Origin of the sequence: Lachnoclostridium sp. An138 (assembly GCF_002160765.1) — a bacterium.
GTDB classification, from domain to species: Bacteria; Bacillota; Clostridia; order Lachnospirales; family Lachnospiraceae; genus Laedolimicola; species Laedolimicola faecalis.
In genome coordinates this window covers 62,215-77,713 of the sequence record NZ_NFLF01000013.1, presented here as the reverse complement: position 1 = coordinate 77,713, position 15,499 = coordinate 62,215, and the positions used below count along the sequence as shown (strand labels likewise).

Annotated in this window: 15 protein-coding genes; 10 read left to right on the top strand and 5 right to left on the bottom strand. The window is 52.0% G+C overall.

Annotated features, from left to right (window positions below; genetic code table 11):
* The first annotated feature begins 8 nt into the window (after window positions 1-8).
* The 8 genes from B5E82_RS11775 to B5E82_RS11740 all read left to right on the top strand — a co-directional run bounded on the left by B5E82_RS11775 (window position 9) and on the right by B5E82_RS11740 (window position 10,269).
* Window positions 9-1,502, top strand: a complete 1,494-nt coding sequence (locus B5E82_RS11775; protein ID WP_087307732.1) for a glutamate synthase subunit beta — start codon at window positions 9-11, stop codon at window positions 1,500-1,502.
* A 328-nt stretch (window positions 1,503-1,830) separates the two neighbouring features.
* On the top strand, window positions 1,831-3,021 hold the full coding sequence (locus tag B5E82_RS11770; protein WP_087307731.1) for a DUF819 family protein: 1,191 nt from the start codon (window positions 1,831-1,833) through the stop codon (window positions 3,019-3,021).
* A 134-nt stretch (window positions 3,022-3,155) separates the two neighbouring features.
* Window positions 3,156-4,538 carry a transglutaminase-like domain-containing protein gene (locus B5E82_RS11765; protein ID WP_087307730.1) on the top strand — a complete coding sequence of 461 codons (1,383 nt, stop codon included), beginning with the start codon at window positions 3,156-3,158 and terminating at the stop codon, window positions 4,536-4,538.
* Window positions 4,539-4,552: 14 nt separating this feature from the next.
* The gene (gene pepV, locus B5E82_RS11760) at window positions 4,553-5,935 is read left to right on the top strand and encodes a dipeptidase PepV (RefSeq protein WP_087307729.1); all 1,383 of its coding nucleotides are present in this window, start codon (window positions 4,553-4,555) and stop codon (window positions 5,933-5,935) included.
* Window positions 5,936-6,035: 100 nt separating this feature from the next.
* Complete coding sequence (locus B5E82_RS11755) at window positions 6,036-7,127, top strand: dipeptide epimerase (protein ID WP_087307728.1); 1,092 nt, start codon at window positions 6,036-6,038, stop codon at window positions 7,125-7,127.
* A gap of 310 nt (window positions 7,128-7,437) precedes the next feature.
* On the top strand, window positions 7,438-8,496 hold the full coding sequence (locus tag B5E82_RS11750; protein WP_087307727.1) for a guanine permease: 1,059 nt from the start codon (window positions 7,438-7,440) through the stop codon (window positions 8,494-8,496).
* Between the two features lie 36 nt (window positions 8,497-8,532).
* The gene (locus B5E82_RS11745) at window positions 8,533-9,099 is read left to right on the top strand and encodes a phosphoribosyltransferase family protein (protein WP_087307726.1); all 567 of its coding nucleotides are present in this window, start codon (window positions 8,533-8,535) and stop codon (window positions 9,097-9,099) included.
* Between the two features lie 120 nt (window positions 9,100-9,219).
* Window positions 9,220-10,269 carry a S66 family peptidase gene (locus B5E82_RS11740; protein ID WP_087307725.1) on the top strand — a complete coding sequence of 350 codons (1,050 nt, stop codon included), beginning with the start codon at window positions 9,220-9,222 and terminating at the stop codon, window positions 10,267-10,269.
* Window positions 10,270-10,391: 122 nt separating this feature from the next.
* On the opposite strand, the gene B5E82_RS11735 is transcribed toward B5E82_RS11740, so the two are convergent.
* A complete protein-coding gene (locus B5E82_RS11735; RefSeq protein WP_087307724.1) occupies window positions 10,392-11,375 on the bottom strand; it encodes a Gfo/Idh/MocA family protein in 984 nt (327 codons plus the stop codon).
* Between the two features lie 257 nt (window positions 11,376-11,632).
* On the opposite strand from B5E82_RS11735, the gene B5E82_RS11730 reads away from it, so the two are divergent.
* Both B5E82_RS11730 and B5E82_RS11725 read left to right on the top strand, forming a co-directional pair.
* Window positions 11,633-11,932 (top strand): DUF2089 family protein, encoded by a 300-nt coding sequence (locus B5E82_RS11730; protein WP_087307723.1) that lies wholly within the window; start codon window positions 11,633-11,635, stop codon window positions 11,930-11,932.
* Window positions 11,933-11,935: 3 nt separating this feature from the next.
* Window positions 11,936-12,265, top strand: a complete 330-nt coding sequence (locus B5E82_RS11725; RefSeq protein ID WP_087307722.1) for a hypothetical protein — start codon at window positions 11,936-11,938, stop codon at window positions 12,263-12,265.
* Between the two features lie 114 nt (window positions 12,266-12,379).
* Here B5E82_RS11725 and B5E82_RS11720 read toward each other — a convergent pair whose 3' ends face one another.
* The 4 genes from B5E82_RS11720 to B5E82_RS11705 all read right to left on the bottom strand — a co-directional run bounded on the left by B5E82_RS11720 (window position 12,380) and on the right by B5E82_RS11705 (window position 15,307).
* A complete protein-coding gene (locus tag B5E82_RS11720; protein WP_087307721.1) occupies window positions 12,380-13,024 on the bottom strand; it encodes an ABC-2 transporter permease in 645 nt (214 codons plus the stop codon).
* A complete protein-coding gene (locus B5E82_RS11715) occupies window positions 13,005-13,883 on the bottom strand; it encodes an ABC transporter ATP-binding protein (protein WP_087307720.1) in 879 nt (292 codons plus the stop codon). Before B5E82_RS11715 ends, B5E82_RS11720 begins: the two co-directional genes overlap by 20 nt.
* Window positions 13,880-14,263 carry a GntR family transcriptional regulator gene (locus B5E82_RS11710; protein WP_087307719.1) on the bottom strand — a complete coding sequence of 128 codons (384 nt, stop codon included), beginning with the start codon at window positions 14,261-14,263 and terminating at the stop codon, window positions 13,880-13,882. The genes B5E82_RS11715 and B5E82_RS11710 overlap by 4 nt, the downstream gene beginning before the upstream one ends.
* A 225-nt stretch (window positions 14,264-14,488) precedes the next feature.
* Window positions 14,489-15,307 carry a polysaccharide deacetylase family protein gene (locus B5E82_RS11705; protein ID WP_087307718.1) on the bottom strand — a complete coding sequence of 273 codons (819 nt, stop codon included), beginning with the start codon at window positions 15,305-15,307 and terminating at the stop codon, window positions 14,489-14,491.
* Window positions 15,308-15,499 lie beyond the last annotated feature (192 nt).

The window sequence follows — 15,499 nt, the reverse complement described above, 5'->3', positions numbered from 1 at the left end:
GAGACGACATGGGAAAACCGACTGGATTTATGGAGTATGCCCGGGTAGACAAGAAAGCCCAGTCTCCGAAAGAGAGAATCAAACATTTTAATGAATTCCATACCCCTCTTTCCAAAGAGGAGCAGCAGCGCCAGGGAGCGCGCTGCATGGACTGCGGCGTGCCGTTCTGTCAGGCAGGCGTGATGATTGCAGGGATGGCTTCCGGCTGTCCCTTACGGAACCTGATTCCGGAGTGGAACGATCTGCTGTATATGGGAAACTGGGAGCAGGCCTACAAACGTCTCAAGAGGACCAGCAGCTTTCCGGAATTCACCGGAAGGGTCTGCCCGGCTCTCTGCGAGAAGGCCTGTACCTGCAATCTGAACGGGGAACCGGTGAGCACCAGGAGCAATGAGCTGGCCATTATTGAAAATGCCTATAAGGAAGGCTACGCGGTGCCGGAGCCGCCGAAGAACCGGACCGGCAAAAAGATCGCCATCGTCGGCAGCGGCCCCTCGGGCCTTGCAGCCGCCGATCAGCTGAATCACAGGGGCCATTCGGTTACGGTATTCGAACGTTTTGACCGGATAGGCGGGCTTCTGCGCTACGGCATTCCGAACATGAAGCTGGAAAAACACATCATCGACCGGAAGATCGATATGATGAAGGCGGAAGGTGTGGAATTTGTCGTAAACACTGATATCGGAAAGGATAAGAAAGCCGCTGATCTCCTGAAAGAGTATGACCGGGTGATTCTGGCCTGCGGCGCCTCCAATCCGAGAGACATCAAGGCCCCGGGCCGGGAGCTGAACGGCATCTATTTCGCGGTGGATTTTCTGCGGGCCACCACCAAAAGCCTGTTGGATTCCAACTTTGCCGATAAGAAATTCATCTCTACGAAAGGGAAGAATGTCATGGTCATCGGCGGCGGCGACACAGGCAACGACTGTGTGGGAACTGCCATCCGCCTGGGCGCGAAATCTGTAGTGCAGCTGGAGATGATGCCGAAAGCCCCGGATACGAGAGCGGAGAACAATCCCTGGCCCGAATGGCCGAGAGTCTGCAAGACCGATTACGGCCAGGAGGAAGCCATCGCCCTGTTCGGCAAGGATCCGCGTATTTATACCACGACGGTGAAGGAATTCGTCGGCGACAAGTCCGGAAACCTGAAAAAGGTTGTCTGCTGCAGGCTGGAGAGCAAAAAGGATGAGAAAACCGGCCGCATGATGATGATGCCCATCGAAGGAAGCGAGTTTACGATGGACATTGACGTGGTGCTGATCGCGGCAGGCTTCCTGGGAAGCCAGGACTACGTGACGAAAGCCTTCGGCGTGGAGGTCAATGCCAGAACGAACGTGAACACGGAGCCCGGGCAGTATAAAACTAACGTGGACCGGGTATTCACAGCAGGCGATATGCACAGGGGCCAGTCCCTGGTGGTGTGGGCCATCCGCGAAGGGCGCGAAGCGGCCTGCGCGGTGGATCTGGACCTGATGGGGTACACGAACCTGCAGGTGCAGTAGTATAAAAATCTTAACGAAATTTTAATATTATTGCGGTTCTTTATTGACAAGCAGCAGAGAAATGGATATAATTGTTATAAAATTTACACAAAACATAAGCCGGAAAGCAATTTCTGTTTGTTGGATATGCTGTTTTTTCGTTAAAATACCGTAAAGAAAATCACTTAAAGGCAGTAGAAAGGGACTTTCTTTAAGTGATTTTTTTATGTCTGTATCACATGGAAAATAATAGCATAAACCGGGGACGGCCGGCCCGGTAATGATGCTTTCCGCAGCCCCTGGAGAGGGGCTCTAATCATTACTACGCTGCGAGACGAAGGAGAATGTTATGGTTATTACAAATGGGTTTACCTACATTGCGTTTCTGATGTTCCTGGCCGGCGGCCTGCTGGCCCTGGAAAAGTACACCAAGTGGAAAGTCTTTAATGTGATTCCGCCGCTGGTGTGGATTTATGTGCTGAATATGGTGTTCTGTACGATGGGTCTGTATAACTCCGATGGAGTTTCCGCGGCTTACGGTGTCCTGAAGAACAATCTGCTGTACGCCATGATCTTTGTCATGCTTCTGCGCTGCGATTTCCGGAAGCTGGCGAAGCTGGGCGGACGTATGATCGCGATTTTCCTGGGCTGCTCCCTGACGCTGGCCATCGGTTTCTTAATTGGATATCCGCTCTTTATGGGCGCGCTGGGCGGCGGAGAGAAGACCTGGGCGGCAGTAGCGGCTCTGTATGCTTCCTGGGTAGGAGGTTCCGCGAACATGGCTGCCATGATGGAGGCGCTTCCGGTGGATTCAGGAGCTTACAGCTGTGCGCTGGCTCTGGATACGGTGTGCTATTCCGTATGGATTGCCCTCCTGCTCTTTGCAGTGCGTTACGCTTCCAAGTGGAATAAGGCCGTAAAGGCAGATACCTCCAAGCTGGACGCAGTGGCTGCCGCTGCCAACGCCGAGGTGGAGAAGGATAAGAAAAAGAAAGCTACTTCCGGCGACTGGATTTTCCTGATTGGTCTTTCCCTTCTGGTTTCCGCCCTGTCTCAGATGGTAGGAGGCGCTATGGCCACCGGTTTGGACAACATCGGTCTGTCCATGTTTGACACAGGCACCTGTACGACTGTTTTCGTGACAATCCTCGGACTGATCTGCGCGTTGTCGCCTCTTGGAAAGCTTCCGGCAGTAGAAGAGCTGTCCAATATTTACCTGTATGCAGTCGTATCTCTGCTGGCGTCTACCGCAAGCCTGACGGATCTGGTATCCGCTCCTATGTGGGTCGTATACGGCGTATTTATTCTGGTGATTCATGTGGTGCTGATGTTTGTTCTGTCCAAGGTATTCCACTGGGATCTGTGCATGGTTTCCACGGCTTCCCTGGCCAATATCGGCGGTTCCGCTTCCGCTCCGATCGTGGCTACGGCCTATGACGCTTCCTTTGCCGGCATCGGCGTACTGATGGGAGTGCTTGGCGCGGCCATAGGCAACTTCTGTGGATTGGGAATGGGCGGACTATTGCAGATATTCCTGTGATGTCTGCTGTGTGAAAAACGTGTTTGAATTAAGGTCCAGATTTACAGGCCCCGCCCCGGTTTCCGGGACGGGGCCCGGGATTATCCCGGTTTGGCTCCGGAAGGGAGACGTCCGGAGAACAGGGAGGAAATGCTTTGAATATCAATGAAAATTTTCGATATCTTCATATGGGACTTCCGGAAGATATTCTGCGCCGAAAGCTTGGTGGTGATTTTGAGGGGGCGGTAAGGCTGATTGACAGACGCCTGCAGAGCCCGGAGACGCCGGAAGCGCTCCGGCGCTGCCTGACGGCGGAGCGGGAGATGATTCTCCGGCTGCCGGGAGACTATCCTTTTACCAGAGAGCAGGCTCTGGCCCGGGCCCGGGAGAAGATTCCGGATTTTACAGAAGAAGAGTTTGATGAACGGGTGGATTCCGGCAAAATCGGATGGATTTATCAAAAGGGAGAGATGCGCTTTTTTGACCGTTTTTTTGAAACGCTCTGCAAGACGGAGCCGGGTTTCGCGGAGCGGGCCGGGGTGGTTATGCGGGGTGTGGAAAGCGCGGGAAAGGAGTCTTACGAGACGGGAGAGCTGAAGCGCTGTATCCGGAAGATGAAAGGAGAGGGCGGCGCAGGCCGCCGGATCTGTGTGCAGGCTTCTCTCCGGATAAAGGATGAGCTGTTTGTTCCCGGCATGAAGATCCGGGCCCATCTGCCGGTTCCCGCAGAGTGTCCGGAGCAGACGGAGATTACGTTTGAAGAGCTTACGCCGGGCGGAAGAATTGCGCCGGGAGACGCGCTTCAGCGGACGGTCTTCTGGGAAGAAGAGATGCAGGAGAACCATGCGTTTACAGTCCGGTATTCCTACGTCCGGAGAGCCGCATATCAGGATACAGAGCAGATGAAAGGAGAAGGGCCCCAGCCTGATTTTTATACGCAGGAGGAAGCGCCCCATATTCTGTTTACGCCCTATATCCGGGAGCTGGCTGCCCGGCTGACGGAAAGGGAGACAGATCCGCTGGAAAAGGCCCGGAGATTTTATGATTTTATCACGCTGCATATGACTTATACTTATATGCCTTCGTATTTCAGTCTGGAAAATATTGCGGAAAACTGTGCCCGCAGTTTTACCGGAGACTGCGGAGTGTTCGCGCTTCTGTTTCTGACGCTGTGCCGGTGCGCCGGCATTCCTGCCCGCTGGCAGAGCGGCCTTACCGCAGAGCCGGATTTCTGCGGGGCTCACGACTGGGTCCAGTTCTATGTGGCGCCTTACGGCTGGCTGTACGCGGATACGTCGTACGGGATTGCGGCAGTGCGGGCGGGAGACGAGGAGAGAAGAAAGTTTTATTTCGGCAATATCGATCCCTTCCGCATGACGGCGAATCAGGCGTTCCAGGCGCCGTTTACGGTGGAAAAGCAGCACTGGAGAGCTGACCCCTACGACAATCAGGTAGGCGAGATGGAGACGGAAGAACGGGGCCTGAGATATGAAGAATTTGAGCGCAGCAAGCAGGTGCTGGCCTGCCAGGAGCTGTAAGAAGGAGTGATTTGGTGGATTTTCGGAAACGGATAGAGGAAAAAAGAGAGGATCTGATCGCAGATCTCCAGGGGTGCATCCGGATTCCCAGCGTATACGCTCAGGATGACAGCGGATATCCTTATGGAAAAGCGGTTCAGGACTGTCTGGAATATATGCTGGATACGGCCCGGAAGCTGGGCTTTTCCGTATACAATATGGATAATCAGCTCGGCTGGTGCGAGTACGGCGAGGGAGAAGAGATGGCGGCGGTGCTCTGCCATCTGGATGTGGTTCCCGAGGGAGACGGCTGGACGGTTCCGCCCTATGAAGGGCTGGTGGCTGACGGCCGCATCTATGGCCGGGGAACGATGGACGATAAGGGACCGGCCATGGCGGCTCTGTACGCCCTGCTGGCGCTGAAAGAGTCCGGCGCGGAGCTGAAACGGAGGGTGCGCGTCATCTTCGGACTGAACGAAGAGACAGGCAGCGCCGATATGAAATATTACCTGAAGCACGGCGGGGAGGTTCCGGTCATGGGATTTACGCCGGACGGAGAATATCCGGTGATCAACGGAGAGAAGGGTCTGGTAAACGAGACCTTCGCCTGCAGGTTCCGGCAGAGCGGAGAGATTCGTCTGGCGGAGCTGGAAGGCGGAGAAGCCCACAACATCGTTCCGGCAGAAGCTCACGTCCGCCTTTCCTGTCCGCGGGAGCTGGCAGAACAGATCGCAGCCATGCAGGAAGAAAAAATCACCTGCACCCTGACAGAGGACGGCGTCCGGATCGAGGCTGCCGGAGTAAGCGCCCATGGCGGTACGCCCTGGGAGGGAGAGAATGCCATCGGGCGGCTGATGCTGTTTCTGAACCGTCTGCCTCTTACCGGGGAGCTGGCAGGAATCGTGAGGCTGCTGGCGGAAAAAATTGGAATGGAATGCGACGGCGCCTCCCTTGGCATTGCCATAGCGGATGAGGTGTCCGGAGGCCTGACCATGAATCTGGGCGTGGTACAGGGAAGCGTGCAGGGAGAGGAATGCGAGATTCATGTAAAGCTGAATTACCGTTACCCTGTCACAAAGAGCTTTGAGGACTGCGGCCCGAAGGTGGAGGCTGCCTTTGAAGAAGCCGGATTCCGGAGCGTTTCCCTGAATCACAAGGCAGGTCTGTATATGGAACCGGACAGTCCTTTGGTGAGCAGGCTTCTGGAAGTATATGCGCGCTGCACGGGACAGGAAGCGACGCCCAAGTGTATCGGCGGCGGAACCTATGCCAAGATGATGCCGAACACGTTGGCTTTCGGTCCCATTTTCCCGGGAGACGAGGTGAGGGAGCACAAGCCCGATGAATATATGGAGCTTGACCGGCTGATTGACAATGCGGAGATTCTGGCTCAGGCCATGTATGAACTGGCCCGCTGATTCCGAAGTTTCTGGATCTAGGCTGTGTATGAGCCGGATGCTGAGAGGCGGGAAGGCGCCTGAATTGGAATGAATATAAAAGAAAGAGAGATGACAGAAGATGAAAATCACAGAAGTAAAACTGGGGAAGATTTCCGTCCCCCTGCGCGTGCCGTTTAAGACGGCCCTGCGTTCTGTATCAAGCGTAGAGGACATTGTGGTAGAAGTACATACCGATACGGGAGCGGTAGGCTATGGAGAAGCGCCGCCCACCGGAGCCATCACAGGCGACACCACCGGAGCGATTCTGGGAGCTCTCCAGGATCACATTATCAAAACGGTAGTGGGCCGGGATGTGGATGATTTTGAAGATCTGATGCTGGCTCTGAACAAATGTATCGTAGGAAATACCAGCGCGAAGGCAGCCATGGACATGGCTCTCTGGGATCTGTACGGACAGCTTTACAAGATTCCGGTCTACAAGCTGCTGGGCGGCAGCCGCAAGGAGATCATCACCGATATCACCATCAGCGTAAACGATCCGGATGAAATGGCCCGGGATGCGGTGGACGCTGTCCGCCGGGGCTACGACACTCTGAAAATCAAGGTGGGCGCCCATCCGGAACTGGATGTGGCGAGACTGACTGCGGTACGCCAGGCGATCGGCAACGATACCCGTATCCGCATCGACGCCAATCAGGGCTGGGAGCCCAAGCAGGCAGTCCGTCTGCTGAACCAGATGCAGGAGAAGGGGCTGGATATCGAATTCGTAGAGCAGCCGGTCAAGGCCCACGATATCGACGGCCTGAAATATGTGACAGAGCGCTCCTATGTGCCGGTGCTGGCGGACGAAAGCGTCTTCTCTCCGGAAGACGCTGTGCGCATCATGCAGACAAGGGCGGCGGATCTGGTCAACATCAAGCTGATGAAATGCGGCGGCCTGTATAATGCCCTGAAGATCGTTTCTGCGGCGGAGGTATACGGCGTGGAGTGCATGATCGGCTGTATGCTGGAGGCCAAGATCAGCGTAAACGCGGCGGTTCATCTGGCCTGCGCAAAGAAGATCATTACCAAGATCGATCTGGACGGACCGGTACTCTGCAGCGAAGATCCGATTCTGGGCGGCGCGGTATTCGACGAGCAGCGGATTACGGTATCTGACGAGCCGGGCCTTGGCATCAAGGGTGTGGAGAAGATGACGTATCTGGACTGATCTGAATCAAAAAGTACAGACAGAGTGAAAAACAGGACTGAAAAAATGAGAAATCATGATTCAGTCCTGTTTTTGAAATAAGGAATAATTTGTCTATAAGCGGCACAAATAAACAGACATTAGCAGATGTTATATGCTTTTTTCTTTACATTATAATAAGAGAGTGCTAAACTCTTTAACGTAATCTTAACACTCCGCGGCGACAGAAAAGGCCGGAATGGAAATATCCGGATACTTTTCTGCATGCGGATATTTTTATTCCCGCGGGCAGCGGGGTATTTGACTTTGTACAACAGGAGGAAGGAGTATTATGAATGACATTTTAACAGACCTGCTTGCCATCATTGGCGTAGTGCTGAATGGACTGCCTCAGGGACTTCTGGCTCTCGCCTATGGTTTCGCGTCTGTGCCTACAGCGCTGGCGTTCTTTGTGGGCGTGGCAGGAAATACGCTGACGCAGAGCGTGGCGCCGATTTCATTTCAGGCAGAGACCATCACTTATGCGGGAACAGCAGGAAAGAACCGTTCTGAGCGCTGCACAATGATCTTTATCGGCGGCGTGATCATGACGATTATTGGAGTATGCGGTCTTTTAACAAAAATTGTAAACTTTGTGGGTGAGGATGTGGCGTACGGCATGATGGCCGGCGTAGGAATTATCCTGACAAAGGCGGCTATCGATATGATTAAGAGCGACGCTCTGTCCGGAGGCGTGTCTCTGGCGGCGGCTCTGATTACCTATTATTTTACAAAGGACAGCGCTAACACTCTGGTATATACCATTGTGATTTCTGTGGTGGCTTCCTGCATCGCAAGCGCGGTTTTCAAAAAGGAGAAATCAAATATCGTGGTGGAGGACGACAAATTTGTCCGCCAGAAATTCACGATTAATTCCAGCGTCATTCTGGGCGCTCTGGGTATGGTGTGTCTGAATATCGGTTCCAACATTTCCTTTGGCGGAATCACAGCAGGTATGGCGACCAGCGGAAATTACAATGTGGATCACCTGACAGTGATTTCTTCTGTAGCTGATATGTGTTCTTCTTTCTTTGGAGGAGCTCCGGTAGAGTCTATCATTTCCGCTACAGCAAGCGCGCCTCATCCCGTATGGGCAGGCGTCATTATGATGGCGGTCATCGGCCTGATCCTGATTTTCAAGCTGCTTCCGAAGATTGGAAGATACGTTCCTTCTTCTTCTATCGCAGGTTTTCTGTTTGTGCTGGGCATCTTTAAGACAGTTGTTCTGGATGCTCCGACAGCTTTTGCGACCAATGCGGCAGTAGGCGGCACAGCTATGGTGGTGACAGCCGTTACGAATCCGTTCCTGGGCATGGTGGCCGGAGTGGCTGCGAAGCTTCTGGGACTGTAAAAGCTTCCGGAATCATAAGAAAGGAGACGACAGAACATGAAAGAGTATAAGATAGAACTGTGCGGCGTGGAGAGAACGCTTCCCTTTATTCCTATCAACGACACCACAGCTTTTGCGAGCTTTGTGGTGCTGGGAGATACAGAGCTGGTGAGCGCCTGCGCGCCCGAGCTGGTAAAGAGAATCGGACAGGTGGACGCGGTGGTGACCGCAGAGGCAAAGGGAATCGCTCTGGCCTATGAGATCAGCCGTCTGCTGGGCCTGAAAGAGTTTATCGTAGCCAGAAAGAGTACAAAGACTTATATGAAAAACGTAGTTTCCGCTTCCGTGCATTCCATTACGACGGCAGGTGAGCAGCATCTGTACCTGGACGGCGTGGACGCTGACAAAATCCGCGGAAAGCGCGTATGCCTTCTGGACGATGTGATTTCCACCGGAGAGTCCCTGCATGCCCTTGAGGTGCTGATGGATAACGCGGGAGCTTCCGTGGTAAAGAAAGCGGCGATCCTCGCAGAGGGCGACGCGGCTTCCAGAGACGATATCATTTTCCTTCAGAAGCTGCCGCTGTTCCATAAGACAGCTGAAGGCGAGTATGAGATAATATAAGATAAGATAAAAGAAACAATGGATGCCCCTGACTGACAAGGATACCTGTACCTGCTGCCGGTCGGGGGCAGTTTTTTCAGAAGAAGTAGCACATGAAAAAGAAAGAGGAGGAAGACGTTTATGAGATACCCTGAATATCTGTCCGCAGGTGGCACCATCGGTTTTGTGGCTCCATCCTTTGGCTGCGCCATGGAGCCTTACCGGACCTGTTTTGAGAACGCCTGCAGAACCTTTGAGAAACTGGGATACCGTCTGGACCTGGGACTCAACTGCCGGGCCGACGAGGGCATCGGCATCAGCAATACGCCGGAGAAGTGCGCTGCGGAGCTGATGGAATATTACAGGAAAGAGGAAAATGACGTTCTCATTTCCTGCGGCGGCGGAGAGCTGATGTGCGAAGTCTTGAGCCATATGGATTTTGAGGCTCTGAAGGCTGCGAAACCCAAATGGTATATGGGCTTTTCTGACAACACCAATATGACTTTTCTGCTGGCGACGCTCTGCGATACGGCGTCCATCTACGGTCCCTGCGCGTCCTCCTTTGGTATGGAGCCCTGGCATGAATCCCTGCAGGATGCCTTTGATCTTCTGACCGGGAAAAAGGACGCCGTGTATGGATATGACAGGTGGGAGCCGGCGGAGGCAAAGGAAAGCCTGAGAGCAGAGGAGACTCCCCTGGCGCTTTACCGTCTGACAGAAAAGAAAATCCTGAAGAGCTATGTAGGACATTCTGCCGTACCTGCGGAAAAGAAACTGCAGTTTGAGGGGCGGCTGATTGGCGGATGCATGGACTGTCTGGTCAATCTGCTGGGAACCCGGTTCGACAGGACGGCAGAGTTCACAGAGCGTTATAAGAAGGAAGGGCTCATCTGGTTCCTGGAGGCCTGCGACCTGAATGTATTTTCCATCCGCCGCGCCATGTGGCAGATGGAGGAGGCCGGATGGTTCCGGTACGTAAAGGGCTTCCTGATCGGAAGACCGCTCTGCTTCGGCCAGGAGCTGATGGGGCTGGACGCGTATCAGGCGGTGCTGAAGGTGGCCGGAGAGAAAAACGTTCCCGTCATCATGGACGTGGACCTTGGTCATCTGTCTCCCATGATGCCCCTGATTACAGGCAGTCATGGAAAGGTCAGCGTCTGCGGAAATGATATCTCTATTCAGTTCAGCTGAAAAAACGCCCCTCCGGCAGGCATGCGTTCTGGCAAAGCCTGTCGGAGAGACGTTTTTGTATGTCATTGTACCCGCGGCTGAACAGGGATTCTGTCGGCCGCGGCAGGATTCATGAATATTCTTTAATAGCCGATTTCCTTCAATACCCTGTCGATGGTGCGGGCGAGGGAAACACTGAATTCTTCTGTCACATAAGGCGTCTCGCCTTCGGTAATGCAGCGTCCCAGCTGTTCCACTTCCAGGCGGTAGTTGTGGGGAACCTCCACGACTTTGAGTTCCTCTCTGCCGTCAAAGGTCTTGATCTGGTAGGACAGATTTCCCGGACAGTTAAAACCGAAATTCACAGAAGAAATCGAGCCTTCCGTGCCGTGAATCTGGAAACGGTCCAGACAGCCGTTCTTTTCGGTCGCAAGCACCATACCGCAGTCGAAGCTTGCCTTTGCGCCGTTTGCATATTCAAAGATTCCGGTCGTGTAGATATCGATCTGATCTTCGTTGAAAGTGCTGATGGCTTTCACTGTCTCCGGTTCTGTGCCCATCATGCGCTGAATCAGGCTGATGGCGTAGACACCCAGATCATAGGTGCAGCCGCCCAGGCTTTCTTTGCGCATGCGGATGTTTGATTTCAGATAATCGGAGGTGATAAGAGCCGCCTCTGCGTAACGGAGCTCTCCGATGGTTCCGGATTCGATTTCTTTTTTTACTGCTTTGATGAAGGGACTGTGCTGGTAAGCAAATGCCTCCATCAGATATACATGGTTTTCCTTTGCCGCGCGGAACATTTCTTCCGCCTCTTTCGCGGTAGGAGCAAGAGGTTTTTCACACAGAACATGCTTGCCATGCTGCAGCGCCTTGATGGTCCATTCATAGTGCAGCGTGTTGGGAAGAGGGATATAGACGGCTTCGATTTCCGGATCTTCCAGCAGTTCTTCATAGCTTCCATAAGCCTTCTGAAAACCGTACTTTTCTTTAAAGGCATTGGCCTTTTCGGAATTCCTTCCTGCAATCGCAGTCAGCTCACAGTTATCCGCCAGCTGCATGCCCAGCGCGGTGTCGCGCTCAAAAATATACGCGGTTCCCAGGACGCCCCATTTTACTTTTCTCATAGTTTACTCTGCTCCTTTCTGAAATCAAATAAATCCATTTTATTGTAACACGCGGAACAGGATTTTTCTACCGTTTTTTCGTCTGGACTGTGCAAAGTGCATATAATAAAATAAAAGATAATTTTTATATTGACTTTAATAATATTAAAGTATATACTTAATTTTATTAAAGGAGGGGTGCAGATGCCTGTTATCACAAGAAATTCTGTTTTTAGTGACATTCTGGGGATTGGAATAATAGTTGGGGAGATAAAGATATGGCAATAGAATACGTGCCGGAATGGATGGCTGATTTGGAACCGGAGGATGTCTCCTTTATCCGGAATTTCATTCTCGCGTCAGGCTCGCTGAAAGAGATTGCGCATCAGTATGAAGTTACTTATCCTACGGTCCGTCTGCGCCTGGATCGGCTGATTCAGAAAATAAAAATCAGCGAAGAGACAGAAAATGATCCATATGTGGCGCTGATTAAAAGACTGGCTGTGAATGACAAGCTGGATTTTGATACGGCAAAGATTTTAATTACAGAGTACAGGAAGCTTCGGAAGGAGGAGTAGGTTATGGAACTTATGACGACGTCAATATGGTTTGTCTGGATGCTGTTTATCGGGATCACGGCAGGGCTCATTGTGCTTGAAGTGTTTCTTGCCAGAGCAGAGCGCTGGTGGCCCGGTCTGATCCCGCCGCTTTTCACATTTTTGTGGGCGCTGTTTATGTGTCTGAATGTGGCGTCTGTGGGCGACGTCGTGAGTATGTTGGGAGCGCTGCTGATTACGTTTTTGATTCTGAATATTCCCACATGGGTTCTGCTGGCGATTTATTTTGTGTGCCGGGAGAAGAAAAGGAAGAAAAAAATGCTGGATAAGATGAATTTGCATGATTTGAACTAGCAGACAGAAAAGGTGAAAATTATGTTGATATCCTGATGCCGGGGCGGCAGCCGTACACGGTTTTTGTACGGCTGCCGCCCCGGTTCTCTTTGCAGTATAGTTATAAATTCCATTTCAGGCAAGCTCTGCTTTTTCATAAAAGTAGACAGATGCCGCAGCGGAAGCGGCCAGCAGGCCGAGGCTGGATAGGAAGAGAGCAGCCAGCAAACCGGGACCGATCCGGAAAGAGAGCAGTTCCGGCGGAAGATATTTGATGAACATGGGAAGAAGAAAAGAGATTCCCAGAATCGCAAACATAAAGAAGTATTTTGTAAATTCATAACCAAACCGGTACTGAACAGGCAGGTAGAGCCCCAGAAGGAGTGAGACTGCCGCAAAGATCGGGACTGCTTCGGACAGGCCGAAACCGCCAAGGTCAGGGAGGATAAGCGTTTCAAGCCAGTAAATAAGGCAGCAGCCCAAATAGACTCCCAGGAAATAGATGTATTTTGCCAGTACCAGGTCCCGGCGACGGTAAGGCAGGGCGCAGAGGTAGGCGGAGGCCTTCGGATACATGGCTTCTTTCTGGAAGGCCTGAAGCAACGCAAAGAGAATGGAAAAGAAGGTCATCAGGATAAAGGCCAGGGTCCCGGCAAAGGCTGCGGCCGCGCCTGATATCTGGTGGTGTACAAAGAACGGATAGAAACAGCAGAGGGCTCCCATGAGGAGCAGGTATTTCCAGGTAAGCAGGATATCTTTCTTAATCAGCTGAAGCAGCATATTTATCCCCTCCTTCGATTCTGCAGAGCATAATGTCTTCAATGGACGCCCGTTCCAGAAAGGCACCGGGCATGGCTTTTTGGATTTCTCCGGCCTGGTCTGTGACAGCTGTGAAGCCGAAAGCAGTCCGGGAGAGATTGTGAAGCAGCGGCAGTACGGCATCGGAAAGATCCTGCACGTCTCCCTTTACAATCCGGTAGCGTTCCAGCAAAGAGTCCTTTTCCTCCTGAAACACGATTTTTCCGTGATCTATCAGTACCAGCATATCCGCCAGCTGGTCCAGATCAGAGGTAATGTGAGTGGAAAAGAATACACCCCTTCCTCCACGCTCCATATATTCCCTTAAGATATCCAGAAGCTGCCTGCGGATCAGCGGATCCAGTCCGCTGGTGGGCTCGTCCATGACCAGGAAATCGGCCTGGTGAGAGAGAGCCAGCGCAAGAGCATATTTCATACGCATCCCTTTGGAGAGGGTGTTGATCTTCTGGCGGGGGTTCAGGGAAAAGCGTTCAAGATAGCGCCGGAATTCTTTTTCATCCCAGGAACGGTAGGAAGAAGCCGCGAGAGCTTTCATTTCCTGCAGAGTGAGCTCGGCATAGAAGCCGCCGCTGTCGAACACAACGCCCAGCCGCTCTTTGATGTGCCGTTCCTCTGTGTCCATATTCATATCAAAAAAGCGGATTTCTCCCGAGTCCTTTGACGTGAGGCCGAGAATGGTTTTCAGAGTGGTAGTCTTGCCGGCTCCGTTGACACCGATGAAACCGGTGATACAGCCTTCAGGCAGAGAAAACGAGATGTCCTGCAGAGAAAAATGTTTATAGGATTTGTTGAGATTTCGGACTTCTAAAATATTTTTCATTTTCCCGGTTCCTCCTCATATAAGATCTCCATCATATCGTTTAGCTCCTGTCTGCTGATTCCCAGAGATTTTGCAGTCTGAATCATATCCTGCATTTTCTGTTCCACGAGCCGGCGCTTTGCTTCTATCAGAAGCTCTGTATTTCCGATGGATACAAAGGTTCCGATTCCCACCTGACTGTTAAGATAGCCCTCCTTTTCCAGATCATCATAGACCCGGCGGATGGTAAGAACACTCACCCGCAGATCATTGGCGAAGGAACGGATGGAAGGGAGAGGGTCTCCCTCTTTCAGTTCTCCTTTCAGAATGGCATCTGTGATCTGGTCTTTGATCTGCTGATAGAGCGGGGTATCGGAGGTATTTGAAATCAGTATTTTCATAACCTTCTCCTGCTGTGTTGTCAATGTGTCTGGCATATGATTTTCTGTACGTCTGAAATAGAAAATCAGTGTGATGTTCTTATAAGCACACTATATACTATAAGCACTTCTATGTCAATAGTTTTAAGATGGGTATAAAACAATACCGGTACAAAACGGAGGAACTGAATTCTGCGTTTTGTACCGGTGCGTTTTTGAACAGAGTGCAGAGCAGTCAAAAGGGGATTATACCCTGCACAGCTCGCTTAAAGGATGGAAGGTATAGCCCATTTCTTCCCATTTTGTCAGAAGCTCGTTGAGAATGTCTGCGTTGGTCTGGGAGGTGTTGTGGAGCAGCACCACGGCGCCCGGATGAATTCTGGGTATCAGCTTTTCAAAGGCCTCCTCCTTCGTGGGCTGGTCGTCCTGATACCAGTCCACATAGGCCAGGCTCCAGAAGAAGGTCTGGTAACCCAGGTCATGGGCCATCTGCAGATTGGTTTCACTGTAAATGCCCTGGGGCGGCCGGTAGTATTTCGCCATGGGCTGCCCGATAGTTTCCTCATAGAGGGCTTCCAGCGACTGGAGCTCTTCGGCAAAGTCGGTTTCCGTACTGATTTGGGACATGTCCGGATGATGGTAGGTATGATTTCCGACGGTGTGACCTTCCTCGACCATTCGTTTCACCAGTTCCGGGCTTGTTTCCAGATAGTTTCCCACGATAAAAAAGGTAGCCGGAGCGTCATGCTTTTTCAGGGCGTCCAGAATCGCAGGCGTGCAGCCGCTCTCAAAGCCACAGTCGAAGGTGAGATAAATCTTCTTTTCCTCGGTTTCTTCTATATAATAAGCGTCGTACTGGGAAAGATAGGAGGCGGAGGCATTGGCCACGGGGGCCTTTCCTTCCTCCTGAAAGCTCAGGCCCCAGTTTGCGGAGGCAGTACTTTTCGCCGTGATCATGGCGTCCGCTGCGGTAAAGCGGGAGAAACCCTGACCGATAAAATAAGCGAGGACCAGGAGAATAAGAGAGCCTGAGGTATGCAGGATATTTTTCAAGGGCAGTTTCATATGCAAAAAATCCGTTTTTGATAATATATGATGAGCACAGAAAATTCAGACTGTTTTATATGCCCTTTGGCAGATTGCCGCCGATTTGGTGTAAGATGTGTTTGATATCATGTCGTATTTATAATACTATAAAAATAGGACAGGGAACGGGACGGATTTCGGGCAGAAGTAAGAATTTGAAGCGGAAGGCTG